At 62.5% G+C, this 25,539-nt stretch carries 22 protein-coding genes and 1 pseudogene; 10 read left to right on the forward strand and 13 right to left on the reverse strand.

All coding sequences use genetic code 11. The features are described from left to right. Positions 1-31: 31 nt before the first annotated feature. From ACX17K_RS02605 to ACX17K_RS02620, 4 genes are all read right to left on the reverse strand, one after another. Positions 32-4,327, reverse strand: a complete 4,296-nt coding sequence (locus tag ACX17K_RS02605) for a response regulator (protein ID WP_493773555.1) — start codon at positions 4,325-4,327, stop codon at positions 32-34. A gap of 68 nt (positions 4,328-4,395) precedes the next feature. Beyond that, complete coding sequence (locus ACX17K_RS02610) at positions 4,396-6,093, reverse strand: SpoIIE family protein phosphatase (protein ID WP_493773556.1); 1,698 nt, start codon at positions 6,091-6,093, stop codon at positions 4,396-4,398. A gap of 7 nt (positions 6,094-6,100) precedes the next feature. Continuing rightward, positions 6,101-6,409 (reverse strand): STAS domain-containing protein, encoded by a 309-nt coding sequence (locus ACX17K_RS02615; protein WP_493773557.1) that lies wholly within the window; start codon positions 6,407-6,409, stop codon positions 6,101-6,103. 110 nt (positions 6,410-6,519) lie between these two features. Beyond that, positions 6,520-7,689, reverse strand: coding sequence for a methyl-accepting chemotaxis protein (locus ACX17K_RS02620; RefSeq protein ID WP_493773558.1), 1,170 nt, complete (start codon positions 7,687-7,689; stop codon positions 6,520-6,522). 27 nt (positions 7,690-7,716) lie between these two features. On the opposite strand from ACX17K_RS02620, the gene ACX17K_RS02625 reads away from it, so the two are divergent. The 5 genes from ACX17K_RS02625 to ACX17K_RS02645 all read left to right on the forward strand — a co-directional run bounded on the left by ACX17K_RS02625 (position 7,717) and on the right by ACX17K_RS02645 (position 11,979). Then, positions 7,717-7,902 carry a hypothetical protein gene (locus tag ACX17K_RS02625; RefSeq protein ID WP_493773559.1) on the forward strand — a complete coding sequence of 62 codons (186 nt, stop codon included), beginning with the start codon at positions 7,717-7,719 and terminating at the stop codon, positions 7,900-7,902. Between the two features lie 83 nt (positions 7,903-7,985). Further along, on the forward strand, positions 7,986-9,332 hold the full coding sequence (dsdA, locus tag ACX17K_RS02630) for a D-serine ammonia-lyase (RefSeq protein WP_493773560.1): 1,347 nt from the start codon (positions 7,986-7,988) through the stop codon (positions 9,330-9,332). 6 nt (positions 9,333-9,338) lie between these two features. Continuing rightward, on the forward strand, positions 9,339-10,256 hold the full coding sequence (gene dsdC, locus ACX17K_RS02635; RefSeq protein WP_493773561.1) for a DNA-binding transcriptional regulator DsdC: 918 nt from the start codon (positions 9,339-9,341) through the stop codon (positions 10,254-10,256). Between the two features lie 176 nt (positions 10,257-10,432). Further along, positions 10,433-11,500, forward strand: coding sequence for an extracellular catalytic domain type 2 short-chain-length polyhydroxyalkanoate depolymerase (locus ACX17K_RS02640; RefSeq protein WP_493773562.1), 1,068 nt, complete (start codon positions 10,433-10,435; stop codon positions 11,498-11,500). 20 nt (positions 11,501-11,520) lie between these two features. After that, positions 11,521-11,979 carry a hypothetical protein gene (locus tag ACX17K_RS02645; protein WP_493773563.1) on the forward strand — a complete coding sequence of 153 codons (459 nt, stop codon included), beginning with the start codon at positions 11,521-11,523 and terminating at the stop codon, positions 11,977-11,979. Positions 11,980-11,994: 15 nt separating this feature from the next. Here ACX17K_RS02645 and ACX17K_RS02650 read toward each other — a convergent pair whose 3' ends face one another. Continuing rightward, positions 11,995-12,627 carry a 4'-phosphopantetheinyl transferase family protein gene (locus ACX17K_RS02650; protein WP_493773603.1) on the reverse strand — a complete coding sequence of 211 codons (633 nt, stop codon included), beginning with the start codon at positions 12,625-12,627 and terminating at the stop codon, positions 11,995-11,997. 386 nt (positions 12,628-13,013) lie between these two features. Here ACX17K_RS02650 and ACX17K_RS02655 point away from each other — a divergent pair, with 386 nt between their 5' ends. Continuing rightward, entirely contained in the window at positions 13,014-13,226 is a 213-nt protein-coding gene (locus ACX17K_RS02655) for a hypothetical protein (protein WP_493773564.1), read from the forward strand. Positions 13,227-13,272: 46 nt separating this feature from the next. On the opposite strand, the gene ACX17K_RS02660 is transcribed toward ACX17K_RS02655, so the two are convergent. The 7 genes from ACX17K_RS02660 to ACX17K_RS02690 all read right to left on the reverse strand — a co-directional run bounded on the left by ACX17K_RS02660 (position 13,273) and on the right by ACX17K_RS02690 (position 18,750). Continuing rightward, a complete protein-coding gene (locus ACX17K_RS02660) occupies positions 13,273-13,617 on the reverse strand; it encodes a tRNA-binding protein (protein ID WP_493773565.1) in 345 nt (114 codons plus the stop codon). Between the two features lie 76 nt (positions 13,618-13,693). Beyond that, on the reverse strand, positions 13,694-14,404 hold the full coding sequence (locus ACX17K_RS02665) for a helix-turn-helix domain-containing protein (protein WP_493773566.1): 711 nt from the start codon (positions 14,402-14,404) through the stop codon (positions 13,694-13,696). Between the two features lie 118 nt (positions 14,405-14,522). Further along, on the reverse strand, positions 14,523-14,912 hold the full coding sequence (locus ACX17K_RS02670; protein WP_493773567.1) for a GFA family protein: 390 nt from the start codon (positions 14,910-14,912) through the stop codon (positions 14,523-14,525). A 73-nt stretch (positions 14,913-14,985) separates the two neighbouring features. Further along, complete coding sequence (locus ACX17K_RS02675; protein WP_493773568.1) at positions 14,986-16,398, reverse strand: cytochrome P450; 1,413 nt, start codon at positions 16,396-16,398, stop codon at positions 14,986-14,988. 198 nt (positions 16,399-16,596) lie between these two features. Beyond that, entirely contained in the window at positions 16,597-17,400 is an 804-nt protein-coding gene (locus tag ACX17K_RS02680) for a hypothetical protein (protein ID WP_493773569.1), read from the reverse strand. 34 nt (positions 17,401-17,434) lie between these two features. Then, on the reverse strand, positions 17,435-18,169 hold the full coding sequence (locus tag ACX17K_RS02685; protein ID WP_493773570.1) for a Phenylacetic acid catabolic protein: 735 nt from the start codon (positions 18,167-18,169) through the stop codon (positions 17,435-17,437). Between the two features lie 164 nt (positions 18,170-18,333). Further along, on the reverse strand, positions 18,334-18,750 hold the full coding sequence (locus ACX17K_RS02690; RefSeq protein WP_493773571.1) for a PaaI family thioesterase: 417 nt from the start codon (positions 18,748-18,750) through the stop codon (positions 18,334-18,336). Positions 18,751-19,433: 683 nt separating this feature from the next. On the opposite strand from ACX17K_RS02690, the pseudogene ACX17K_RS02695 reads away from it, so the two are divergent. The 3 genes and pseudogenes from ACX17K_RS02695 to ACX17K_RS02705 form a co-directional block, all read left to right on the forward strand. Continuing rightward, positions 19,434-21,140: pseudogene (locus ACX17K_RS02695) on the forward strand (PAS domain-containing protein); the annotation flags it as partial. Between the two features lie 169 nt (positions 21,141-21,309). Then, complete coding sequence (locus ACX17K_RS02700; protein ID WP_493773572.1) at positions 21,310-22,446, forward strand: NHL repeat-containing protein; 1,137 nt, start codon at positions 21,310-21,312, stop codon at positions 22,444-22,446. A gap of 209 nt (positions 22,447-22,655) precedes the next feature. Continuing rightward, the gene (locus ACX17K_RS02705; protein WP_493773573.1) at positions 22,656-23,036 is read left to right on the forward strand and encodes a hypothetical protein; all 381 of its coding nucleotides are present in this window, start codon (positions 22,656-22,658) and stop codon (positions 23,034-23,036) included. 124 nt (positions 23,037-23,160) lie between these two features. Here the strand turns inward: ACX17K_RS02705 and ACX17K_RS02710 are convergent, their stop codons facing one another. Then, a complete protein-coding gene (locus ACX17K_RS02710; RefSeq protein WP_493773574.1) occupies positions 23,161-23,436 on the reverse strand; it encodes a hypothetical protein in 276 nt (91 codons plus the stop codon). Between the two features lie 473 nt (positions 23,437-23,909). Between ACX17K_RS02710 and ACX17K_RS02715 the strand changes: the two genes are divergently transcribed. Continuing rightward, complete coding sequence (locus ACX17K_RS02715; RefSeq protein ID WP_493773575.1) at positions 23,910-25,502, forward strand: FAD-binding oxidoreductase; 1,593 nt, start codon at positions 23,910-23,912, stop codon at positions 25,500-25,502. Positions 25,503-25,539 lie beyond the last annotated feature (37 nt).

The following is a 25,539-nucleotide window of genomic DNA, read 5'->3' on the forward strand; positions in this document are numbered from 1 at the left end:
GCCTTGCGAACTCTGCTGCCCGCGCCGCGCGTCAGACAGGGTTGTCAGCCAGCCAGGCCCGTGCGGCGCTCGCCACTCGCTCCAACTCACGTTCGATATCCTGCAGCAATGACGGCCAATTCTGGCTCCGCCCCTCCTTGACCGCTTTCTCCAGGCTTTTGAGCAAAGACACGAGGTCGGCCGCGCCAAACGAGCCCACGCTGCCGCGCATGGCGTGCAGCTGCCTGGCGCCGGCATCCAGCAAGCCCTGCTCCAAACTGGCCTGGATGCGCGTCATTTCCGATCCGCTGGTATCGATCAGCATCTGCATCAGCTTGCGCACCCGTTCGCGCGCGGCGGGGCTGGAACCGGCCAGGCGCAGCAACTCGGTTGAAAACACCGCCTTATCCGCCTCGGCGGACGCCGAGGCCTCCGGCGGCCAAGCCAGGTAACGGTCCAGCACCGCGTACAGGCGGTCGAGCTGTATCGGCTTGGCGATGAATTCGTCCATGCCCGCTTGCAGGCACTGCGACCGCTCCTCAGGCGACATGCCGGCGCTCATCGCGATGATGGGCAGTTTCAGTCCCAGCTCTCCGCGTATCAACGCCGCCGCGGTATCGCCGTCCATCACCGGCATCTGCCTGTCCATCAACACCAGCGCGTAATCTTCGCCCCGCTCCCTCAGCGCCTCCACCGCCAACCGGCCGTTCTCCACGGTCTCCACTTGCAAGCCCGCCTGCTGCAGCAAGCCGCAAGCCACCTGCTGGTTGATCAGATTGTCTTCCACCAGCAGAACCCGCGCCGGCCGCCATCCAGCGGGCTTGGCGCGGGATGGCCCCGCGCCGGACTCAGCTTCGCGCGCGCGCGCGTTTCGCCAGGCGTCGGCCAGCGCGCCGGCCGTCACTGGCTTCACCAGCACGCCGTCCAGTGCCTCCCGCCCCGCTTCCCGGTCCAACCTGACCCTGTCATCGGCTCCCGCCATCGCGATCAGGACGATGTCGCGGTCCGGCCAACGCCGGCGTATCTCGCCGCATAGCTCCAGCCCGCTCTCCCCCGACAATCGCCAGTCCACCAGAGCGACCCCGAACGCCGTCCCCGCCTCCTCCCCCAGGGCGGCCAGCGCCTCGCCCGCGCCCGCAGCCCCTTCAGGCGATCCTCCCAAGCGCGCCGCATGCCAGCAGACCGCCTGCCGGCTGCCTGCGTTGTCGTCCACCACCAGCACGCGCCCAAACGGGGCGGCAGCCGCGCGCGCCTCGCCGGCGGCCTGCAAAGGCAAGGAAAACCAGAAACGGCTGCCCTCGCCCAACCGGCTTTCCACCCCCATCTCGCCGCCCATCAGTTCGACCAGTCGCCGGGAAATCGTCAAGCCCAGGCCAGTGCCGCCGAAACGCCGCGTATTGGAGGAGTCTGCCTGGATAAAGGGATCGAATACCGTTTTCAACAGCGCCTCGTCCATCCCCAAGCCGGTGTCGCGGACGGAGAACAACAGCTTGTCGCCGGCCGCGCCCCTCTCCAGCGCCACCGTTACCGCCACCTCGCCCCGTTCGGTGAACTTGATCGCATTGCCCGCCAGATTCACCAGCACCTGCTGCAATTTGAGAGGGTCGCCGACCGGACTCGCGGGCACATCAGGCTCGACGGCGATCACCAGTTCCAGCGCCTTGCGCGCGGCGTTCATCGACATCATCGCCGCCAGCGCGCCCAGCACCTCGTTCAGGTCGTAATCGACGCGGGCCGCCTCCAGCTTGCCAGCCTCCATCTTGGAAAAGTCCAGGATGTCGTTGAGGATGGCCATCAGCGATCGGCAGGACAGCTGCAGCATGTCCAGGTAGTCGCGCTGAGCGCCGTCCAGCCTGGTGCTGGACAGCAGCTCCAGCATGCCGAGCACGCCGTTCATCGGCGTGCGGATTTCATGGCTCATGTTGGCGACGAATTCGCTCTTGGCCCGGCTGGCGCTTTCGGCCTGCTCCTTGGCCAGTTCCAGCATCCGCGTCGCCTCCCGCTCCGCGCGGACATCCTTGGCGATGCAGACGAAGCCATACAGCCAGCCGTCCTGCCAGATGCCGGTAGTCACCAGGCTGACCGGGATGTGCCGGCCATCCTTGTGGCGGTAGGTCCACTCCTGGATGATGCTGCCGCCTCGCCGCGTTTTCTCCACGAAAACGTCGAAGCCGGCGACAGGCCTTCCCAGCTCTTCCGACAGCTCCCGCTCGTACTTGGCCACCTCCTCCGGCAGATGCAGGATCATCGGCGTGGCCAGCCCCGTCAGCTCATCGGCGCGATATCCCAGCATGCGCTCGGCGCCGGCGCTGAAAATGCTGATCTCGCCCCGCAGATCGGTGGCGATGATCGCGAAATCGCTGGCGGAATCGATGATGCCCTGCAGCCTGGCCTGCACCTCTTGCCGCTCCCGCTGCGCCTGCTTCAGCGGCGTGATGTCGGTGACGAACACGTAAAATCCGCTGACTTGCTCCTGCTGCCAATGCGGAACGTAATGCGCCAGCAGATGCCGCTCCTGGCCGCTCAGGTCGATGATGCAGCGCTCGGACAGGCTGGCTACGCCGTCCAGCGCGCCCTGGATATAAGGCTGGTTGGCGCGATAGCGCTCGTCTCCGATCACATGGCGCAGATGACGCCCCATCACGTCGCCTATCTCCAGCCCCATCCAGTCCAGATAGGCTCGGTTGGCGAAAACATTGTGCAGATTGCCGTCCCAATAACTGACCATTGCCGGCATCGAGTCGAGCACGGTTTGCAACTCGTCGCGCACGCGGCGCAATTCGGCCCGCCCCTCCTGAAGGCTGCCCGCGTCCCAGCACACTCCTTCGGCCCAAAGCACCCTTCCCGCGTCGTCCCGATCCACCTGTGCGCATAGCCGGAACCAGCGCAAACGGCCTTCGCCGTCAACGATGCGGTAATCCCACCCTTCAGCGGCCAGCTCGCGCAACTCGTCGGCCCAGAGCCCATCCCAGGCAAGCAGCTCATCCGGATGCACGAAGCTCCGCCAGCGCGCCCAGCTGACCTCGTCCTCGCCTTCCGCCCCGTGCAGCACGCGCATCCGCCCATCCCACGCCAGCGACTGGGACTCCGCGTCCCACGTCCACCGCCCGATATCGAATGCGGCCGCCAACGACTCCAACTGCGCCTGGATAACCTCAGCCTCGCGCCCATCCTGTCTCTGCGGCGCCAGAACCTCCACCCGCAACAGCCAGGCTATGCCGTCCACGCCCTCCTCCAGCGGCGTCAGGTCCAATTCGCAATGGCAAAAATCATCCTCGCCAGCCATCAGCCGCAAGCGCAACCGCTGCGCCGCCCCGCGCCGGGCCAGGGCTTCGCGCCAGAGCTGCGCATCATCCGGAACGCAGCAAGCCGCCATGTCCTGGCCACGCAGCCCGTCGCCCAGCAAGCGGCGCAGGCCATCGCCCGCCTCGATCAGCCGTCCTTCCCCGTCTAGCAGCGCGCCATGGCTTTCAATGCCATTCAGCGCCTGCGACAAGCGCCTCCTCCCCAGCGACCGCTCCGCGCGCGCGCCGCGAACCTGCCTGGCTGCATGGGGCAAAAACGCGGCGCCCAGCCAGAACAGCATCTGGGCGAGCCAGACCAGCGGCTCTGGCTGGCGCAGCGGCGCCGGCATCGCTTCCGGGAACAGGCGGATCAGGGTTTCGCAGGCCAGAATGGCCATCAGCGGCAGCGCCAGCATCGCGCCTGCCGTATCCAGCAGCAGACAGGCCAGCAATACGGGCAGCGCCAGATCGGCAATGCCCAGCGGCCGCCACTTCGCCATCAGCGCGCACCAGGCGAGCGCCAGGGCGACGAACATCAATACGCGGTCCAGGCTCAAGCCCGCGGCGCCGAAGCGGCGCAACGCCATCCATGGCGGCAACAGCGACAGCCCCGCCACAATGCCGCCCGCGTACCAGCCGCCCGAGTCCAGCCATGGATGCATCCAAAGCAGCAACGCGCCCGGAAGGCCCGGAGCCAGCGCCGCCGCCAGCAAGCCGATACCGCCGCCAGCCTCCCTCGGCCCCCGCTCCAGGGCGCGGTTCAGCAACCATCCGGCGCCGGCCGCCTGCAGCCAATTGACAGCGGCCAACTCGGCGGCGGGCAGCGCGCCCAGATGGGCCCAGCCCCCCAGCCAGAATGCGGCCAGCGCCAGCGCATGGCGATCAGGCCGAGCCCAGGCCTGCCACAGCAGCAGCAAGGCCAGCGCATTGCCGTAAAGGGGAACGATCAGACCCTGGCCGCGAGCCAGCCCCAGCGCCCAGAACGTGGACAGCGCGACGGCGCCGGCCAAGGCGGCGGCGCCGCGTCTGGACGGAGCAGACAGGCTGTCGGGCAAGGACATCATCAGACCGGCTCCCTCTTAATCGATGGCGAAACCTTACAGCCGGCTCCCTCTTAATCGATGGCGAAACCTTACAGCCTGAATTCCGCCTCCACTTCGTTTCCGTTGCCGTGATAGGCCAATCGCGCGCACAAGGCTTTCACCAGGGTGACGCCACGGCCATGGCGATGACTGCCGGCCTGCCCATCCAGTTTTGCCATCAAGGCCAGGCTATCGAATCCCGCGCCGCTGTCCCGCAGGCGTATCAGCACCGCATCGCCGCCATCCCTGCGCCGACGCTCCAGCACAAGCTCAAGCTCCGCTTGCTCCAAGCCGGCCAATCGTTCGCGCCTCTGCATGAAATAGCGCTCGTAGCCGTCCGGCTGGTCCTTCATCCCGGAATCCAGCCCCAGCACGCCATGGTCCAACGCGTTATTGAACAGCTCCGACACGATGAGCAACACTTCCTTGAACTGCCGTCCGCGAAAACCCAGCTGGTTCAGCCAGCCGATCAGCAGCGGAATGCTTTGATCGCGCCGCAACTCCTCCGCGCCGAAGACCAGGCACACTTTCCAGCTGCCCAGCTGGCCGCCGTCATCTCGCCCCTGGTGATCGGCCACCCGGTCCAGCGCGGCATTCACGCCCGCCTCCAGCCGGACCACCCCCAGCGAGATATCGTCGCGATTGTTGGCGCCGCCCAAGTGCCCGAGCACAGCCTGTCGAATGCCGTCCAGCGGCGAGGCCGGGCTGGATATCAGCGCCTGCAGCAGTCCACCGAAGCCGAACTGTTCGCCCCCCGGGCTTTCAGCCTCGGTCAATCCATCAGAACACACCACCAGTTGCCCGCTCTGCTCCCAGAAATATGTCTCGCTGCCCCAGCAAAACTCGTCGACGGACAAGATGCCCAATGGCGGATATTGCGACTTCCACTCTTTCGTCGGACAGCCATCGTCATCGACGAACATCACGCAGGGAATGCCGCCGTTCCAGACTTCCACGCATCCCAGTTCCCAATCTATGGTGATCAGCGCCGCGGCGACGAAGCGCCCCACCGGCAACAAGCGATTGAGCTTGGTATTGATTTCGCGCGCCATCGAGGTCAGTGGGAAGCCTCGCCGCGCCATCGCGTAGAAAATGTCGACCGCGGGCAGGCAAGACAACGCCGCGGACAATCCGTGTCCGGTGCTGTCCGCCAGCATGAGGCAAAGCTGCCCGGTCGGCGACAGCGCGCGGGCCAGCACGTCGCCGCTGAACTGCTCCGCGGACTGCTGCCAGCTGCGCACCTCCGGCAGATCCAGCTCCTCGCTGCCGACTATGCTGTCCAGCACGTGCTTGGCGAACAATTGTTCGCGCTCGTTGGTGTGGTAATAACGGATCAATTGGCGGGCATCGTCGGAAATCCGCCGCTGCATCTCGCTGATCCGCTGCATCACGCGGATCTTGGCGGCCAGCATGGTCAGATTGATCGGCTTGGGCAGGTAATCGTCGGCGCCCACATCCAGGCTGCTGATATGGGCCTCCTCGTCGCTGCGCGCGCTGAGGAAGATGATGGGCAGCCAGCGGTCCGGACACAGCTGGCGAATCTGCCGGGTGGCCTCATGGCCGTCCATCAACGGCATCATCATGTCCATCAGCACCATGTCCGGCAGTTCCTGCCGGCATTGTTCAACCGCCTGCAGGCCGTTCTCGGCATACCAGACCTGATGGCCCATCTCCTCGATCACCAAGCCCATCAACAACCGGGTGGGCTCGACGTCCTCGGCCACCAGCACGGTGAATGTGCGGTCCATGGGGCGCTCAGCGAAGGGAGAAGAACTTGTCGAAGCTGGCCACGACCAGAATCTGCCGCACGAAACCGCGGCAGCCCAGCAACGCGATGTTGTCTATCCCAAGCGCCTTCGCCCGGTCGCGCATCACCAACAGCATGCCCAGCGCCGAACTTTCCAGATAATCCACCCGCGACAAGTCCACCTCGAGCCCCAGGCCGCCTCCGCGCTCCAGGGCCTCGTCCAGACATGCCCGAAACGCCTCGTGCTGCTGAAAATCGAAACGGCCCTCTACCGAGATCACCGACTTGTCCGCCGTCTTGCCCAGCCTGACTCCCATCTCGCCGCCCTCCATTGGCCGCTCTGATCAGAAGCGGTTTGTTCCGGCGCCGCGGCTTTCGGTTCGATCGCGCGGTTGACTGCTCACCCTGGCGGGATCTGTCGCTCCGCTCAGAACAGATCGATGTCGCCGGCCGACATCCCCTGTGGAGCGGCGCCGTTGGCCCGGTGCCTGTCGACCAGTTGCTGCAACTGGCGGCGCATGTCCTCCAGCCTCTCGATTTCGTCCTTGCCATCCATCTGGCGCATGCTGTCGCCCACTTGGTAAAAGCCCTGCATCCGGCTGCTGACATTACGCACCAAGGGTGAAACCAGATCCTGAAACTGCAGCGCGGTCACCGTGGCGCGCACGCTGTCCCCGACGCGTCCGGCGATCTGCGACAGCTGGTCCACCGCCTGGCCCGTATCCGAGTTCATCCGCGACAGCTGTCCCAGCATGTCCTCGATCTGGGTCTTCGCGTCCAGCGCGAAATTCATGTCGCGGGACGCCATCTCGAATATCTCCGACTTGGCATGCTCGATGGCCTGCACCATCAGATCTATCGACTGGCGTATCTGCCCGGAAAAATCGGATGAGCGCTGCGACAGCTTGCGCACCTCGTCGGCCACCACCGCGAATCCCCGTCCGGACTCGCCGGCGCGGGCGGCCTCGATCGCGGCGTTCAGCGCCAGCATATTGGTCTGGGCTGTGATTTCCGCCATGTCGCTGAGCGCGCCCTCCACCGCGTCGACCCGCTTCTTGATCTCGTGCATGCGATCGACCAGCACCATGGCCGTCTTGCTGGTGCTGACGGTGTTGTCGACGAACTCCGTCATGCTCTGCGAGGTGCGCTTGAGAAACGCGTCGAAACCGGCGCCGTCGCCATGATCGCCATGCTGGACGATCTTCAGCGCCAGAGCCTGCTGCTCGCGCAGCATCGCCTCGATGTCGGAAAAGCCCTGCACCAGCTTGACGATGGCGTCGCTCAGAATGGTCTGCATCTGCGACACGTCCCGTTCCACCGCGCCGGAGATGTCGGAAATGCCGTGGCCCAGCAGGCCCAGCCCGCTCAGCATCCGCTCCCGCGCCGCCGACACGCCATCGTCGACAAGCGGCGGAGGCGGCGGCGCGCCCAGCAGCCAAACCGCCAGCAGACACCCCGCGGCCAGCAAGGACACTGCCAGATAACCTGGCACACTGCCTCCAAGCAGGGCCAGCAAGCCGCAAGCGCATAGCCACAGCGCGGCGCAGCACAACAGGATCTTGGGTCTAGGATCCGCCTTGATGTCGGAAGGATTCATCACTCAGCCGGAATGTGGAGTAGCAGGTTGAAAGCCGACGATACATGCGGCATGCCAATAGAATTGGACGCCGCCGATTATTGCGATATGGCGCATAAGGCGACCCCTGTCAAACAGCCCGTTGCAAAAAACACGCGCGGCTTTGACGCCGATCAGCAAGAGACACGCTTGCAGAATGTCGCCACGCTTGAATGGCAATCAGCCGTCGCCTGAAGATTCGTCCTTTGCCAGCCGCTCGCGGCTGTCGTTTAATGGCGACTCCCGCCGGACTTCCGCGGCCAAGACAGGACATCCAAATGATTCACGGCAAGACGCTGGACGAATGGCGACAGATCCACCCCGAAATCCGGCGCCTGGCCGATCTGCGCGAATGCGCCTGGTTCAATCCCGCGGTCGCGCCCGCCGCCCAGGCGCTGGGCGACGCCGGCCTGGATGCCGGCGACGTCGCCGACGCCTCCGCCCGCCTGCAACGCTTCGCGCCCTATATCCGCCGCGCCTTCCCCGAGACCGCAGACAGCGGCGGCATCATCGAATCGCCGCTGCTGCCCGCGCCCGCCTTCCAGCAGGCGCTGGAGCGCCGCTACGGCATGGCGCTGCCCGGACGCCTGTGGCTGAAGGCCGACAGCCATCTGCCGATCTCCGGCTCGATCAAGGCGCGCGGCGGCATCTACGAAGTGCTGAAGCACGCGGAGGCGCTGGCGCTGGCTCACGGTCTGCTTCGCCCCGGCGATGACTACGCGATACTGGACGGCCCGGAAGCGCGTGCGCTGTTCGGCCGCCACCGCGTCGCCGTCGGCTCCACCGGCAACCTCGGCCTGTCCATCGGCATCATGGCCGCAAAACTGGGCTTCCAGGCTACCGTGCACATGTCGTCCGACGCTAGGCAGTGGAAGAAAGACAAGCTGCGCTCGCACGGCGTCACCGTGGAAGAATACGACTCCGACTACAGCGCGGCCGTGGCGCAAGGCCGCAAGCAGGCCGCCGGCGATCCATCCTGCCACTTCGTCGACGACGAGAACTCCGTCCACCTGTTTCTGGGCTACGCGGTGGCGGCGGAACGGCTGAAGGTCCAGTTGGCGGAGGCCGGCGCGCGCGTCGACGCCGAGCATCCGTTGTTCGTCTATTTGCCCTGCGGCGTCGGCGGCGGCCCCGGCGGCGTGGCCTTCGGACTCAAGCTGGCCTTCGGCGACGCCGTCCACTGCCTGTTCGCCGAGCCCACTCACTCTCCCTGCATGATGCTGGGCGTGCTCACCGGCCTGCACGACCGGATCTCGGTGCAGGACTTCGGCATCGACAACCGCACCGCCGCCGACGGACTAGCCGTCGGCCGCCCCTCCGGCTTCGTCGGCCGCGCGATGCAAAGGCTGATCGACGGCTATTACACGGTGGACGACGACGAGCTGTTCCGCTTGCTGGCCATGCTGGAGCAGGCGGAAGGCCTGCGCCTGGAACCCTCGGCGCTGGCAGGCGCGCCCGGCATCGCCCGCGTGCTGGACGAAAACCAGGGCTATCGCCAGCGCATGGGACTCGACGCGGAACGGCTCGCCCGCGCCACTCACCTGATCTGGGCGACGGGCGGCAGCATGGTTCCGAAGGCGGAAATGGACGATTACCTGCGGCGCGGCCGCGGCTTGCCGGGCTGAGCGACGATGCATCCGACACGGCTGGACGGCGGCCAGCTCGCCAATCTGCACACCTTCCAAGCCGTCGCGCGCCGGTTGAGCTTCGCCGCGGCCGCCGACGAGCTTTGCCTGACGCCGAGCGCCGTCAGCCACCGCATCGCCCGGCTGGAACGCTCGCTGGGATTGCGGCTGTTTCAGCGCCTGACCCGCGGCATCCGCCTCACCGCGGACGGCGAGCGCATCTTCGCCGCGCTGGAAAAAAGCATGGCCGAACTCGACGCGGCGCTCTATTCCGAAGCCGGCGCCGAGCCTTCCGGCCGCGTCGCCCTCCATGCCCACCCCTCCATCGCCCAATGCTGGCTGGCGCCCCGCCTGGCAGCCTTCGCCGACCGATATCCGCGGATCGATCTCGACATCCGCACCGGCAACGGCGACGCCGATTTCCGCGGCGGCCGCGCCGATCTGGCGCTGTACTACGCCGACGGCCATTTCCCGGGGCTGGCCTCCCGCAAGCTGATGGACGAGGAGATGGCGCCGGTCTGCAGCCCCGCCTATTCGGAACGCCATGGCCTGGCCGCCGATCCGGCGCGGCTGCGCGACTGCAGGCTGCTGCACGACGCGCAAGCCTGGCGGCAGGCCGCCCACGATGCGGAATGGGCGTTGTGGGCCCGCCGGCATGGCGGCGAATCCCTGCTGCCGCCGCGCGGACTGACGCTCGACCGCTCGGATCTGTGCCTGGCCGCCGCGGTCGGCCATGCCGGCGTCGCCATCGCCCGCCGCAGGCTCGCCCAGCCGCTGCTCGACAGCGGCCAGCTCGCGCTGCCCTTGGGCGCGTTCGAGCCGGTGGAGCGCTATGCCTACTATCTGGTCCACCCCAAACTCGACCCCATGCCATCCCGGCTGCAGGCGGTGATCGACTGGCTGCAGCAGTCCGCCGCCGGCTAGATCGTCCCTTCCCGCGCATCCCGATTACCCATTGTGCGCCGCACAACACGCAAACCGCCTCTCTGTCAACGCGCCGTCATACCAGATGACCGCGGTCACGCAAATGTCAATAAATGCGCAGAGAATGCCTCGCGCAGGTTCCGTTTGCCAACGCTTGAACAGACAGGAGGTTTGCGATGCCCAACATATTCCCGGAAGTGGTGCGGCTGGGAAAATACGAAGTGGAGAAAGGCAAGAGTTCGGTCTCCGGCCTGTCCTCGGGCGCGTTCATGACGGTGCAGCTGCATCTGGCCCACTCCGCCAGCTTCGCCGGAGCAGGCGTGGTGGCCGGCGGCCCGTACCGCGGCGTGGAAACCTTTCGCGGCGCGGCCCCGCTGGCGGAGGACGCCTACGAGCTGAACGCGCTGCAGCTGTGCATGGCGCCGCTGCTGCCCGAACTGGCCCCAAACGCCCGCCGCTCGCTGCAACTAGCCCAGGAGGCCGAACAGGCAGGGAAAATAGACGCGCTGTCCAATCTGCGCGACAACCGCGTCTATATTTTCACCGGCACCCAGGACAATGTGGTTCATTCCCCGGTGGTCGCCCAGACCCGCGAGCTGTACCGGCTGCTGGGCCTGTCCGACGCCAACCTGGCCTACCACGACAACCTGCCGGCCGGCCACTCGCTGATCACCGACAACCCCGAGGATTCGCCCCTGGCGCTCAACCAGCCACCCTATCTCAACAATGGCGGCTTCATGCAGTCCCACAGCATGCTCAACCACATCTATCCTGACCTGAAGCCGCCTGCGGAGAGGCTCAGCGGCCGCCTGCTGCGCTTCGACCAGTCAGAATTCCTCGACGGCCAGCAGGCCTACGCCAGCATGGGCAAGTTCGGCTACGCCTACGTGCCGCAAGCCGTGGCCGACGGCGCGCCCGCCCGCGTGCACATCGCGCTGCACGGCTGCAAGCAGGGCTACAGCTACGTCGACTTCAGCTACGGCCGCGCCGACATTTCCAGCCAACCGCCCTACGGCAACCGCTACGTCACCACCACCGGCTACAACTATCTGGCCGACAGCAACAACATCATCGTCCTCTACCCCCAGGCCAGCGGCAGCGACGACAACCAGGCGCAAAATCCCGACGGCTGCTGGGACTGGTGGGGCTATTCCAGCGACGATCCGGCCAATCCGGACTACTACTCGCGCAACGCGGTGCAAATCCGCGCCATCCACGCCATGCTCGACCGCCTGGGCGGCTGAGCGCGCAGAAAGGAATCGCCATGTCCAATACCGACGACAACGTCCGTCAATTGTCCGCCGCGCTGGACGCCACCGCCCGCAACGCGGCGGCGCCGGCCAAGGTCGACACCCTGTTCAGCAACTGGCTGGCCCGCGGCCTCAACAACGCCGGCTCCACGCTCGCCCTGCTGCCCAGCGCCGCGCAGCCTCAAACCTGGTTCAGCCTGTTCCAGCTGCAGCAGTCCGCGCTGCAAAAACTGCAGCAGCAACAAAACGCCTGGGTGGAACACTGGCTGGGCTGGCTGGGAGAGGCCGAGAAGCTGCGCAACGCCAACACCCTGTCCAAACTGCTGGAGCAGGAATGCAATCTGGCGATGCAAGCGGTGCAAATCGTCGGCAACTACGCCGTCAATCTGTCGGACCTGCAGGAAAATCTGGAAGTGAACTACGGTTACTGGGCGCAGCTGCAGCGCAGCGATCCCGAGCGGCCAGCCGGCTGAGCGGCAAGCCCCGGGTCAGAGAGACGCCCGGATCAGCGTCAGCACCTGGCCGTCTCGCAGATGGAAACCGCCATCGAACGTCCGCCCGGCCTCCAGGCCGGGCGCCAGCGTCTTCCGCAGACGGATGGAGAAACGGCCCTGGTCCCAATCCACCCGGACCATTTCCGCCGCGTCGAAATCGAAATACTCGCCCACTGTCGGGTACAGCGCCTTGAACAGGCTTTCCTTGGCGGAAAAGGCCAGCGTCAGCGCATGCGGAAACGTCCACGGCCCCGCCAGAACTTCATCCTCGCCCTCCACCAGAATGCCGGTCCGCACATTGCCGGCGGTCTTGTCCGACATCCAGCGCTCCAGATCCATGCCCAGCATCAAGCCGCCCTCGGCCGGTGCCAGCGCCACCATCGCGGTTTCGTCGCTGTGGGTGATGGCGCCTGTCCAGCCCGCCGGCCACAACGGCTGCCGATGCCGGCCGCTGCCGACGCCGGGCGGCAGGCCGCGCGCCTCCAGCAACAGCTTGCACAGATAACGCGCCGCCAGATACTCCGCCTTTCTTTTGGACACAGCCCGCTCCAGCGTATCCGGACGCGCCACGCCCAACGCCGCGAACCAGGCGTCGTCGTAGGCTGAAATACGAAAACGGCAACGCATCACGGCCACGCCGTCGCATTCCTCCAATGGATAGGGGGCGACATCCGGCAAAAATTCGGCTAATTCAGCTATGGCGATCGACATGGGATAAGAAAGGGAAGCCGGACTGTCCGGCGAAAAGCTGCAAGGTAAACCAGCAAGCATGGCGGCGCAAGCGCCCACGGCGGGAAACCTCGGAGGCCAGCCCCATCCCACGCCGCCCAAGCCTCGCGCGCCAGAGCGCAGACGCGCGGCAAGCCGTCAGGCAAACAACGCTTCAGACCAAACTCGCCTGCTCCTAGTCAATTCCGCCCGCGAAAACCACCCAACAAAAATCAAATGTCATATCATGGCGGCAAAATACAGCCTTGGCTCTATCCACCGCAACCATCTTGTCAGGAGCAAACATGAACTGCCGTCAATTGATGATTCTCGCCGCCGCGCTTGCCGCAGCCGGCGCCGCATCCGCCGCGCCGACGCAAAGCGCGACGCCGCAATCCCGGATCTCGCCGCTTTCCTTCGGCCAGACCCAATGGATCATGGTCGGCTCGCCAGTGCCGGCCGGCTGGGTGGTGGTGCGCGCCAACGGCAATAGCAACATCATCAAGCGTTTGAGCTAAACCATGCCGCCCGCCCCGTTCCGCGGGGCGGCCGCGGCCAATCGCGTCACATCAGCCGGCCGCCGTTCGGCGCCGCAAGCGGAAACTCGGCCAGCATCACCCCGCCCGCCTCGTCGTGCACCCCGGTCACCAGCACCTCCGAGCGCACGCCGGCCACGCGCTTGGGCGGGAAATTGCATACGCACAGCACCCGCTTGCCGATCAGGTCGGCGGGGCGGTAGTGGTCTGTGATCTGGGCGCTGGATGTTTTCACCCCCAGCTCGCCCAGATCCACCTTCAGCACATAGGCAGGTTTGCGAGCCTGCGCATTGGGCTCGGCGTGGACGATGGTCCCCGCCCGGAATTCCACCTTGAGGAAATCTTCCCAATTGATGTTGCTTGAATCGGACATTTTGCGTTTTCCATGTGATCGAACATGGCCGCAGTATGGCCGAAGCGCGCGAAGGCAACGCGCGCCGGGCTACGATTTAAGCGCGCCGGACTCTGCCCCGCTCTTCGCTGGGACTGGCGCCGAAGCGCTGCCGATACGCCGCGCTGAAAGCGGAAGCCGACTGGTAGCCCACCTGCAGCGCCACCTCCAGCACACTAGCGCGGCTACTCAGCAGCAAGCGCCGCGCCCGCTCCATTCGCATCCGACACAGGTAGGCCATCGGCGTCAGTCCGGTTTCCGTTCTGAGCCGGGCGTGGAATTGGCTGCTCGACAAATGGCAGGCGGCCGCCATATCCGCCACAGTCAACGGCCGCCCCAACCGGGAGTCCAGGAAACGGTCAAGCCGCGCGGCCAGCGCGAAAACTGCCGGCATGCCGGGAAGCAGCAAATCCAGCAACATGCCAGCCAATATGGACTGCCGCGCTCCCGGCTGCGGATGCCGCGCGGCCCAGTCGGCCAGCTCCCTGGCCGCGTCCGGCAAAACCAACTGGCATGCAGCCGCGTCCACGCCGCTTTCCGAGATGGGCACGTTCAGCACCAGCTGCCAGTTGCCCGGCGCGCCGGCATAGCAATGGGAAACGCCGGCCGGAATGCGCACCGCGGAACCCGCGCCATTCAGATAGGGCCGCCCTTCCATTTCCAGCTCCAATGCTCCGGCCAGACCGAGCACCCACTGGTGATGGCCGTCATGCGCGTGGCGGATGCTGTCGCTGCCGTAATGCAGCAGTTTAATGCGGGCGGAAAACATGGGGTGAGACATCGTAAAAAGGTCGGCGGTCGAATCGATGCCGAAAAGGATAGCCGAACGGACAGCCTCGTCCAAGCCGGCCCGGCTCCCGCCGCAAACAGCGCGGGCGATCCAAGCCTCAGGGAAACTCGTCGTGCTGCGGCAGATTGTCGGTGATATCGTGCCACGCGGCCTTGGAGCCGACGAAAATATGCGCGGAGGGGCGGATGGCCGGAGTGTCGATCAAAGTGCCCAGCGTCACATGGACGAACTCGCCGCCGCGCACTACCGAATACAGCAGCGATCCGCATTGCCCGCAGCGCGCGTCATGCGCGCGCTCGTCGCCATAAATCAACAGGCTGTCCCGTCCCCGGATCAGCATCAGCTTTTTCCGCTCGATGCCGGCGAAGGACTTGAAGGCCGCCCCGGTGGCCCGCCGGCACTGGCCGCAATGGCAATTGAACGCATAGCGGAATTCATCGCGGACCGCATACCGCGCGGCGCCGCACAGGCAGCCTCCCTCGAGCATCAGCGGTCTCCTCGAAGTTCTGTCGCGCCAACCGCCAAACATGCCGCCGGCGCGCGGCATCATCCGCCGCGGGTCAGATGCGCGCGATATCCAGCGCCAAAGGCGCGCTCGGGCGTTGCGAAACATGGAACACGGCTCGCGGCGGCGCCATCCCGGCCGGCGGCGACAATCGATATCTGCGCAGCAACTGCGCGGCCACCAGCGTCATTTCCGCCACTGCCAGATGTTGCCCCAGACACACGCGCGGCCCGCCGCCGAAGGGCAGATAGGCGCCCTGCTGCGGCCTTGCCGCATCGGGATCGAAACGCTCCGGACGATAGCTGAGCGGTTCCGGGAACCAGCGCTCGTCATGCTGCATCAACTGCATTGGCACCATGAATACCGTCTTTGCCGGGAAGGTCCAGTCTCCCAGCGTCACCGGCTTGACGGCGCGGCGGCTCATCAGCAGCGGCACCGCCGGGTGCAGGCGCATCGTTTCCAGCAAGGTCTGGCTTACGTATTGCAGCGCGGACAAGTCCGCGTCCCCGCTTTCCTCGCCGGGCCACGCCGCCAACGCCTCGGTCCGCGCCTTTTCCTGGATATCCGGATGGGACGCCATGCACCAGGCCCACCAGGCCAGCGAAGCCGCCACCGTCTCATGCCCGGCCAGGAAGGCCGTCTTGCACTCGTCCCGCACCGCCTGCAATGGCCAACTTTTCGGCTGCTGCAAATGAAGACGCAGCAAACGGGACAGCAGATCCTCCGGCCATGCGTCCTCCGGCAAACTCAACCTTGCCTGCAAGTGCCGCTCGATCAAGCCGTTCATCAGCAGCCGCGCGCGGCGGCGCTTGCGTTGCCATGGCACCCAGTCCGGCAGGCTGGCGGGCCGCCACAGCTCTTCAGTGGAGGCCACCATCAGGGTATGGACGGCCTCCTCCGCCTCCCGCGCCTCGCTTCCGACGCCGCTGGAGAACATCATCCGCAGAATCACTTCCATCGTCACCGACGTCAGCTCGCTCTCTATCGGCCAGGCGTCGCGCCGATCCGGCCATTGCTCGAACGCCCGCCGGGCGGCTGCCACGATGGACGGCGAGAAAGCCTGCACCGATTTGCGCGTGAAGTCTGGCTGCAGCGCCTGCCGCTTTTCGCGCCAGGCCTCTCCTTCGGCGATCAACACGCTATGGCCGTGCACCCGGCCATACACGCTCAGCGCCCGCTCCCAGCGGCGCAGCGAATCGGCCTGATTGACCAGCAATTCGCGCGCCAGATGCGGATCGGAAACGATGATCTGGTGTTCCGGCCAGGTGCGCACATGCACCAGATCTCCGAACTCGCGCTGCCAACCAGCCAGCGTGCCCATCAAATCGCGCGACAATTGCGTCAGCAGCCCCCAGCCGGTCAGGCCGGACTCCGGACCCGGCGGCCAATTCCCGGCGGACGATTTGGGCGATGCCGGCGGATTGCCGCCGGCATGGAACGGGCAGGAAGATTGCTGTGGCGTTTTCATTCAAAAATCATACCATTCATCCATTAAAATGTGGCGAATCAAAATAAAAACCATAAGTATTATTCTTTTCGCCTAAAAAATAATGAATGCATTTGTTTTCCTGCCGCGAATCGGCGCATGTTTCAAGACAACCGCGACAAAACGATCAAACCGTCGACCGGACAGGAACAAAAACACAATAGCGCTGAGGCTTTCTTTTCAGACCGCCGCCTCCGCCGGCAACAACTGGTTGTCTATCACGTCCCACAAGGCCGCCAGCGCATCGAGGAAAGCATCGACGCCGGATAAAACCAGCGGTTCGGTTTCCGCATTGAGCACGCCTGCGATGGCTTGCCGCACATTCAGCTCATGCTGCTGTTCCGCTCCGCACTCCCCCCAATGATCAAGCAAATAATACATTTCCGGATCGTCCAGGCTAACGCCATAGTTGCCGGAATCAATCAAAGCCCGTTTCTCGCCCGGAATCAGCGAGCGGTTGGAAATCAACTCCAAAGCGAAAGCGATGCCCAGATTGCGGATGGTGGATTCGGGGTCGGACCGGCTTCTTTGCTGAAACACGGCGATGGCCTCACGCGCCTGGCGGGTCAAGCCGCTGGCTCGATCATAGCCGGGCAGGTCGCCCAGAAGCTGGTCGGAGTAGCGCTTCAGTCCAGCCTCCACCTCCTCCTGGTCGTCCAGATCATCGAACACCTGCTTCTTGCCGGCCAGATTGACGATATGCCCCGCCATTCTCGCCAGATCAGGACCGTGGCCGCCTTCCGAGACCTCTATTTCCGACATCAGCTCCGCCTGCTTGGGCAGGCCCATATTCCTTAATCCCTGCGGGAAAGCCATTCCCAACCGGGTCGAGGCGCAAAAATTCTGCAACTGGTGGAACAAGGCCGCCGACTGCGCCGCCGGCAGCGGCGCACAGGCCCAGTGACGGTACATGGGATGGTCGAACACCCGGTGGTTCATCACTTTCCGGGCCAGCGCTTCCACTGCCATTGCCATATCGTTCATGATGCTCTCCTGTCGACAGGTTCGGACTGCGGGATCAGAAATACTTGCGATGCGCCATCTCGTCGGGAACTGCATAACCCAGACGCTGGATATGGCCGCGGACGTCATCGCGATAGATGTCCCGCAATTGGCCGTTGGTGTACTGCCGCAGTCCCCATCTCACCGCCATTTCGCTGCGGCGCGAGTCTGAGCGGCCAAACATGTCCATCGCCATCGGATACAAGCGGTCAAGCGCCTCCTGAGCCCGCGCCCGCGCATCCCTGTCCTTTGCCGCGCGCCGCATCAGCAGCGCCCCATGGCTGAAATGCCGGGCTTCCTCCTTCAACACCGCCTGGGCCTCCTCGCGCAGCGGCTGGTAACTGCTGCTCACCATCTCCTTGATCTGGTAATGCCCCTCCAGCTCGCACAAAAAGCTGAAAGCCGCCCGCTCCTCCCAGCTGTGAAACTCCGTCGTCATGCTTTCCGCCGCAAAATACCGCCTATCCTCCTTTTTCTGGCCCAGCATATGGGAGGTATCGACCTCCAGCTCGGCCAATAGACGGGAAAAACGCCGGAAGTGATCCACCTCCTCCGCGGCGAACTGCGCGCAGATATAGCGTTCGTCCGCATCCGGCGCCAAGGGATAGAAGGAATCGATATAGGTGTCTCCCGCGCTCAATTCGCCTTCGCCATTGGCCAACAGCTGGTGAATCAAGGTCTCGCGGTAGTCATCCGGCATCGCGCCGATATCCTTCAGGCTTACGTCATGCGAATAGATCGCGCTTTCCATCGTGCTTTCCTTTCTCCAAAGTGAATGGCGACGATGGTCCGCAACGGCAAAACTGCTTCCCGGAGCGCGGCGCGTCGCTTAAACAGGCGCAAGTCGGCCTGCGGGCGGAGATGGCCAATGCAGCAAGCCAAGTCCGACCGATGAAATTGTTCCCGGCGATAGGTTCAGACGGCGAGGTAGGTCAAGGTGTGATGTGACAGCGTCTGGCCGGCCCCATCGGTAGTGGTGGCCGTGCCGTAGGTGACACGCTTGCCGCTTTTCATCACTTCGGCGCGACAGTAAACATCTGCCTGCGCCGCCCGCAGGAAATTGGTTTTCATTTCCAGAGTGACAATCGGAGCATCAATGCCCAACTCGGTCATAGCTGCCAGCCAAAACGCGGTGTCCGCCAAAGTCATCAGACAACCTCCCTGGATAATGCCTCCCGGGCGATAAAACTGTGGCTGCGCCGGCAACGCCAATTCCACCTGCCCGGCTTGCACGCTCAAGACCTTGTAATTCCAGATCGCGACAAAGGGAGCTTCCTGCAAAATTCTGACTGCCTGCTCGACCGTTTCCAGCAATGGTGTCGCCTTGCCCATTAACCCCTCCATATAAATTGTTCTTATTCGGCATTTTGCCAAATAGAGTATGCGCACCAAAACTATCCAACAAGCGCTTTCTCAAAGAACTGGCCATATTAGCTACAGTCATTTTGGACAGGTGAAAACAATTATGCCGCAGGGATTTTCAACTGTACTTTATGCCTGGAAACGTGAATATCCAATTAGAAGCGCTGCCTGGAAGAATAGAGACGATTATTTGATTGCCAATATTCCCGGACTATTTTAAATAATTTTATTCTTTTGCCATTCAAATAAAATGCATGCGGAAAAGATAAATCGCCAAACCGAAAATTCCTACTCCCCCATTCCTTCAGTTTCTACCACCTGCCCCATCTCGCCCTTGCTCCAGCCACGCCCCGTGTCCGCGCCAAGCCAAGAACTGACAGCGCTTGGATCTCGCCCCCTTCCATGACGCATGACGGGCGAGAAATGTCATGCGAATAACGAGGCGCTAGTCTAAAAAGAATAGCGATCCATCCGTTTGACGCGCCAGCCCCGCAGAGCATTTGGCGATGCATGAAAGCGATCGGCTCTACAAAATGATGGATTTAATGCATTGAGTTGAAAAATGGCGCTGAATTTTTCACAAAAACGCACACGCCTGGCCTGCCGAGAAGCTCTGCCCATGCTCACTCGCGCCCAAAACAAGGAAAGGGAAAATGGAAATTACCAAGCATTTTTCAAGCACAGGCAGCAACCAGGACATTCTCAAAGCCATACGATCGGCCCAGGCGGTCATACAATTCAAACCCGACGGGACCATCATCGACGCCAATCCCATTTTCCTGAACTTGCTGGGTTATACGCTGGATGAAATAGTCGGCAGACATCACGGCATATTCCTGTCGGAACGCGATAAAAACAGCCCCTCTTACCAGCAATTCTGGACGGAGCTGAAACAAGGCAAGCATCAAACCGCGCAATTCAGGCGAATTGCCAAAAATGGAAAAGATGTATGGATACAGGCTTCCTACATTCCGATTCGAAAAGGCAATCGCATTGCCAGCGTCATTAAATTCGCAACCGATATCACTAACGACGTCATGATCGCCGCCGACCGGAATGGGCAGATTGAAGCCATCAATCGCTCGCAGGCAGTGATTGAATTCACTACCGAAGGCATCGTTTCCCGTGCCAACCAGAATTTTTGCCAGACGCTGAATTATGACGAGCAAGAGATCATTGGAAAGCATCACAAGCTATTCGTACTGCCGGAAGAAAGCCAAAGCGAGGCGTATCAGAGATTCTGGGACAGCCTGAGAAAAGGCGCGTTTCACGAAGGGGAGTTCTGCCGCGTGGCGAAGAGTGGCCGCAAGGTCTGGATTCAAGCCACCTACAATCCGATCTTCGACCCTGACGGCAAGATCATAAAGATCGTCAAATACGCAACGGACATCACCGATGCGGTCAACGCCCGGAATTCCAGCAAGCTGATGTCGCTGATCATCAACCAGACCGACAACGCCGCGCTGGTGGCTGACAGAAATGGCGTGATCATCTTCGCCAACGACGGCTTCTCGAAAATGAGCGGCTACGCGGCAGACGAGATCATCGGCAAGAAGCCGGGACACATTCTTCAAGGCGAAGACACCAATCCCGATACCGTCCGGAAAATCGGCTCCTGCCTGCGGGAGCAGCGCCCCTTTCATGGCGAAATCCTCAACTACACCAAGGCCGGCAAGGCCTATTGGGTTTCGCTGGCCATCAATCCGGTGTTCGACGAAACCGGCAGCCTGGCGAACTACATCTCCATCCAGGCCGACATCACCGAAACCAAGGAGCGGGAAGAGGAATACAGCAAGAAATTCGCCGCCATAGGCATGTCGAACGCCATCTGCGAATGGAACACCGAAGGCAAGGTGCTGCAAGGCAATGAATACATGGTTTCCCACCTGGAGTTGAAGAACAATGAAGAACTCCAGCAGCACGCCCGCCCGTTGTCGGAAATCATAGGGTCGGACAACTTCAGCCGCGCGCTGAAAGGCGAAATGCTGACGGAAGAGTTCAAGATGAGGAAAAAAGACGGGTCGATGGTGCTGATGAACGTCACCGTCTGCCCCCTCACCTCTCAACAGGGCATCGTCAAGAATATCGTGACCTATGGCGTGGACGTTACCGCCAAGATGGAAGCGGAAAGAGTGACCGATCAGGAAATGCGCCAGGTCATTTCCTCCAGCGAAAAGATATCGTCGATCATCGGCACCATCAACGACATTGCCGCCCAGACCAATTTGCTGGCGTTGAACGCCGCCATTGAGGCCGCCCGAGCCGGAGAAATGGGCAGAGGCTTCGCGGTGGTGGCCGACGAGGTGAGAAAGCTTTCCGTTGAATCAACCAAGTCATCGAAGGAAATCGCCGACCTGGTGGACGAATCCATCGGCAGGATAAAAACACTGGAGGCTTCGCTGAACAACCTGAAGACAAACGCCAAATCATGATCGCATCCGTCATTCATCGCAGCGCGTCGCCTCAGTGGAATGACGCGCCCTGATCGCCGGGGTGCCAGCGCCCCTTCATATGATTGAGGAACCCTCCATGTCTGCCGCCAAGCTAAGCTTCAAACGCGTCATCGAGTACCCGCTCCCCGCATCCAGCCAGACGCACGAAGTCGTATCCATCGCGCCGGACCTTATCCTAATCTCGCAGCAGCCATCCGGCGGTTTGGTGAAAATGCGGGTGGATCCCGGCACAGGGCGCCCAATTGAATCCGTCGTCCACGTCATCGACAACCCATTCTCCGGCCTGCATGGGCTGACGGTGTCGAAACGCCATCCCGGCTGCCTGTGGGTCACGCTGCAGTTTCAATCGGAGCTGCTGCTGATCGATCCGGTCGCGCACGACTTGGCTGCCGCCCCCAGAACGCTGCAAAGAATCCAGTTGCCGGAACCCGCCCGCGGTCCCCACGTCGTCGCGGAGGACGGCGACATCCTATGGGCCTCCTGCAAGGACAGCCACCACGTGGTGCGGATTGACACCCATGACCCCGGCCATCCGCGGATCATCCCCTGCCCGCCCAGGCCAATCTTCGTGCAAGTGCACCCCGCCAGCGGGGATGTCTATGCCACTCTGGATCAATCCAGCGCGCTGTTCCGCATTCCCGCCAACCCTGCGCAAGCGCCCGGCGAAATCGCCATCCCCGGAGAGATCGGCAATACCCCGGTCGGGATGGTGCCTGGGCCGGACGGCAACCTGTGGCTCGCCCTGCTGGGCAGCTCCTCGGGCGGAAACGGCAGTTTCGGCCGCATCCTGGCCAATGGCGAAATCAATTGGTTCCAACTCACCGCTGGTCCAGCCAAGGGGGCCTCTTTCATCCACCTGGGGTTCTCGCCCGACCCATCCAAATCAAACACGATCTATCTGCTGGCCTCATCGATGGCCGACGACGCCGCGCTCAACGGCGTAGTGCAGGTCATGCTGAACGAAGACTACAGCCAGATCGGCCCCCAGCAAACCATCGCCTTCCCTACGCAACAGAGCATGACTCATCGCGTGCTCTGCACCGAACGCAGCCTTTACGCCACCGAGCTGGGCGCCTGCTGCCTCGCCCACCTGGCTCCCGCCTCCTCCCCATACGGCGAGGGCATCAATGAAGTGGCTGATGCCTATTCGTTATGGGGCTGCGGCGTCCCTGGCCAAATGGTCCGTTACCACGGACCGGAGCGGGAACGCTAGGGCGGAACCAGTCTGCCGAAGCAGCAACAAAACCGGGCGCGCCGCCGCACAAACGGCGCGCCCTTCCAAAAATGTTGACAAATCATAAAATTAACGGCAACATCATCCAGCATTACTTCATGTTGTCCCGCTCAAAGAGCTGTCAAGCTCCTCTTCTCAAGCCAAGCTTTAATTCCCCAGAATCATCAGTCGTTGGCACGCGAAGGTAATTGTCGCGCATCGCCCAGCAGCAATTGCAAACCGTCAAGCGGAAACGCATTGAACTTGCGCCGACTGGTTGGAATCCGCTGTTTAACAGCCTCCATGACATCCGGACAAAACTCATGAAAACATCGCAAGCCGTCCTTGCAGAAAGGACTCGCTTTAACAATAAGCAACCATGCCAAAAGCGTGGAAAGCAGGAAATAAATATGAAAATCAAAGAACTCAAACAAGGTGACCTGATCACCCAACGAATCGACGATCTAGTCGTATCCTTCAAAGTCTTGGCCATCCAGCAAATTGGCCGCCGCTTCCAGGTGACGTTCAGCTCGGCATCCGGCACCGCTACCGCCAGCTATCAAGCCGACGCGCTGATCACATCTCTCTGATCCGACACGCAACTGCGAGCGCTCCTAGACCGCTTTACCGCGCCTAACCGCGAGACGATCGAATGCCTGCGCACAAAAAGAAAGCACGCCAAAGGCGTGCTTTCCCATTTGCAGAAACCAACGATCAGAGCTGGATATTCTCAATACGGGTTACATACGGCGGCTTGCCGCCTAGCGGCTGGTAAACATATACCGCGACCAGATGCGGCTGCGCGCCCGGATGCACAACCTCCGCGCTCGACAAGAAAATGAAGTTTTCACCCGCCACGATTTGGGTGGACACCGCCAGCGGCACATACTTCACCCCCAGCAATCCCTCCGTTGCCTGATGAAAGACTTTGCGGTCGTTTTCAGTCAACAACCTAAAGCCAGACCAGCCGCCGGGCACTTGTTCAGTCATCGCTGCGCTCCCATAAGGAAAGTTCGTCATTGAGGACAGCAAGGCGGACGTCGCCCGCCTTGGCTCAGCACCGGTATAGCTGAAGCGCTCCTGAACAGGAAAGAGCTTAAGTATTGGTACGTAAGCATCTAAATTTAAAATTAATCCTAATGACATAGCAAGGCAATGCATCCCGCTCCAAGCAGCGCAGCCAGAATCCCCCCTCAGCGGCACAACGCCTCCCTCTCCCGCACCCTCTCAAACCCATCCTTGAACGATATGCTCCCCGGTATCGTCCTTCGTATTCAAATGGCGACAACAACGTGACGACTCGCGCAGACTCGTTTAAGTATAAACGCATACTTATTTGTATTTTAAAAATTAATTGATATAGATTACAAATACCTGCACGGGTTAGGCACTACGTACATCGGTTGCCAGCGACAGCAAACCGCGGCATCCGCCATCTGACACTGGACACAAAGGAGCGGCGAATGAAACGAATACCCACGCGAGGAGGCGATCAGCCGCTGATCTTGAGCGACAAGCAAGGCTTTGACCGGCGCTGGTTCGCGCCGCAGCTGCAAGCGGTCTATGTGCCCACCCGCCTTGAGCAAGTTGCCGAATATGCCGGCGCGGCGCTGAGCGAATATGGCCGCGATGTCAAAATCGCCTCCGGCCGCCACTGCTACGAGAACTTTGTCTACAACGACAGCACCCGCGCCGTCATCGACATGTCCGCCCTGAACCAGGTGGGTTTCGACGCGGAGCGCAATGCGTATTTTGTCGATGCCGGCTGTGAAAACTGGAGCGTGTACCGCGCCTTGCTCAATGGCTACGGCAAAACCCTGCCGGCCGGCTCCTGCTACTCGGTGGGCGCCGGCGGCCATATCACCGGCGGCGGCTATGGGCTGCTGTCGCGCCTGCATGGTTTGACGGTTGACCATCTCACCGGCGTAGACATCGTCACCTGGGACGCTGCGCTGGGTCAGGCGAAATTGCGCCATGTTTCCGAACAAAGCAGCGACCAAGCGGAACGCGATTTGTTCTGGGCCTTGCGCGGCGCCGGCTGCGGCAATTTCGGCGTGATCGCGCGCTACTATTTTGCCTCCCTTCCGGATGCGCCCGACCATGCCACCCAATGGACATTGGCCTGGAATTGGGACTCGATCAAACAGCCAGCCTTCGGTCATTTTTTGGACCTGTACGCGGAGGTGTGCGCGCATATGTCCAACAACGATTTCAGCCTGCTGAAATTGAACCATGTCGATAACGGGCAGATCGGTCTGCTGTTGCAGATCGCGTCCCCCGCAGGCATCAGCTTTCACCAGCACTGCCAACAGGCCGAGACGCGCATCCAGAGTCTGCAACAGCGCTTCGCCTCCATTGCTCCCACAACCACGCTGCGCCAGCCGATGGGAGGCCATCCAGGCTGGATGACCGCACTGCCCGCCAGCGCGTCGGCTCAGCATTTAACCTACCTGGAAGCGCTGCAAACGGTGAATGGCTCCGGCCCCAACCAGTTTGGCAAATACAAATCCGCCTATATGAACAAGGGCTTTCCACAAAACCAAAAAGATGAGATTTTCCACTGGCTGCACGACAAGCCGGCCGGGCTGGCAAATGGCGCCTTGGCGCAAAGCCTGTTGCAAGTAGACAGCTACGGCGGCGTCGTCAACGAGCGCAGCAGTACCGCCACCCCGGTGCCGCAACGCAGCTCCATCATGAAGCTGCAATACCAAACCTACTGGAATAATCCCTCGACTCCAGGACAGCGCCATCAGTCCCGCTACCAGGAACAGGCTCAGGGACACCTAGACTGGATCAACCACTTTTATCAGGCGGTATACGCCGAATATGGCGGCACACCCAATCCCGAGCAGGACAAGAACGGCGTGGTGGACGGTTGCTACTACAACTACCCCGATTGCGATTTGGGCACCCATGAAAATGGTCATATCGACCAAGCCATGCAGCTGTATTTCAAAGAAAACTTTCGCAGCGCGCCGCGCAACCTGGTACAGGTAAAACGGCAATGGGACCCGCAAGACTATTTCCACCACGCGCAGTCCATTCCCGCCAAGTAAGACTCGCCGCCCTGCAGGGGCGGCGGGCCGCCAAGCC

It is taken from the genome of Chromobacterium sp. INPA-IVC (assembly GCF_059047085.1).

What these genes read in the sequence shown, in the direction of transcription:
- ACX17K_RS02690 (WP_493773571.1), bottom strand. Translation starts at nt 18,750, where the DNA reads ATGGGCAAGGCGACACCATTGCTGGAAACGGTCGAGCAGGCAGTCAGA.
- ACX17K_RS02605 (WP_493773555.1), bottom strand. Translation starts at nt 4,327, where the DNA reads ATGATGTCCTTGCCCGACAGCCTGTCTGCTCCGTCCAGACGCGGCGCC.
- ACX17K_RS02655 (WP_493773564.1), top strand. Translation starts at nt 13,014, where the DNA reads ATGAACTGCCGTCAATTGATGATTCTCGCCGCCGCGCTTGCCGCAGCC.
- ACX17K_RS02650 (WP_493773603.1), bottom strand. Translation starts at nt 12,627, where the DNA reads ATGCGTTGCCGTTTTCGTATTTCAGCCTACGACGACGCCTGGTTCGCG.
- ACX17K_RS02610 (WP_493773556.1), bottom strand. Translation starts at nt 6,093, where the DNA reads ATGGACCGCACATTCACCGTGCTGGTGGCCGAGGACGTCGAGCCCACC.
- ACX17K_RS02665 (WP_493773566.1), bottom strand. Translation starts at nt 14,404, where the DNA reads ATGTTTTCCGCCCGCATTAAACTGCTGCATTACGGCAGCGACAGCATC.
- ACX17K_RS02640 (WP_493773562.1), top strand. Translation starts at nt 10,433, where the DNA reads ATGCCCAACATATTCCCGGAAGTGGTGCGGCTGGGAAAATACGAAGTG.
- ACX17K_RS02710 (WP_493773574.1), bottom strand. Translation starts at nt 23,436, where the DNA reads ATGACTGAACAAGTGCCCGGCGGCTGGTCTGGCTTTAGGTTGTTGACT.
- ACX17K_RS02645 (WP_493773563.1), top strand. Translation starts at nt 11,521, where the DNA reads ATGTCCAATACCGACGACAACGTCCGTCAATTGTCCGCCGCGCTGGAC.
- ACX17K_RS02700 (WP_493773572.1), top strand. Translation starts at nt 21,310, where the DNA reads ATGTCTGCCGCCAAGCTAAGCTTCAAACGCGTCATCGAGTACCCGCTC.
- ACX17K_RS02715 (WP_493773575.1), top strand. Translation starts at nt 23,910, where the DNA reads ATGAAACGAATACCCACGCGAGGAGGCGATCAGCCGCTGATCTTGAGC.
- ACX17K_RS02675 (WP_493773568.1), bottom strand. Translation starts at nt 16,398, where the DNA reads ATGAAAACGCCACAGCAATCTTCCTGCCCGTTCCATGCCGGCGGCAAT.
- dsdA (WP_493773560.1), top strand. Translation starts at nt 7,986, where the DNA reads ATGATTCACGGCAAGACGCTGGACGAATGGCGACAGATCCACCCCGAA.
- dsdC (WP_493773561.1), top strand. Translation starts at nt 9,339, where the DNA reads ATGCATCCGACACGGCTGGACGGCGGCCAGCTCGCCAATCTGCACACC.
- ACX17K_RS02670 (WP_493773567.1), bottom strand. Translation starts at nt 14,912, where the DNA reads ATGCTCGAGGGAGGCTGCCTGTGCGGCGCCGCGCGGTATGCGGTCCGC.
- ACX17K_RS02680 (WP_493773569.1), bottom strand. Translation starts at nt 17,400, where the DNA reads ATGAACGATATGGCAATGGCAGTGGAAGCGCTGGCCCGGAAAGTGATG.
- ACX17K_RS02615 (WP_493773557.1), bottom strand. Translation starts at nt 6,409, where the DNA reads ATGGGAGTCAGGCTGGGCAAGACGGCGGACAAGTCGGTGATCTCGGTA.
- ACX17K_RS02660 (WP_493773565.1), bottom strand. Translation starts at nt 13,617, where the DNA reads ATGTCCGATTCAAGCAACATCAATTGGGAAGATTTCCTCAAGGTGGAA.
- ACX17K_RS02685 (WP_493773570.1), bottom strand. Translation starts at nt 18,169, where the DNA reads ATGGAAAGCGCGATCTATTCGCATGACGTAAGCCTGAAGGATATCGGC.
- ACX17K_RS02620 (WP_493773558.1), bottom strand. Translation starts at nt 7,689, where the DNA reads ATGAATCCTTCCGACATCAAGGCGGATCCTAGACCCAAGATCCTGTTG.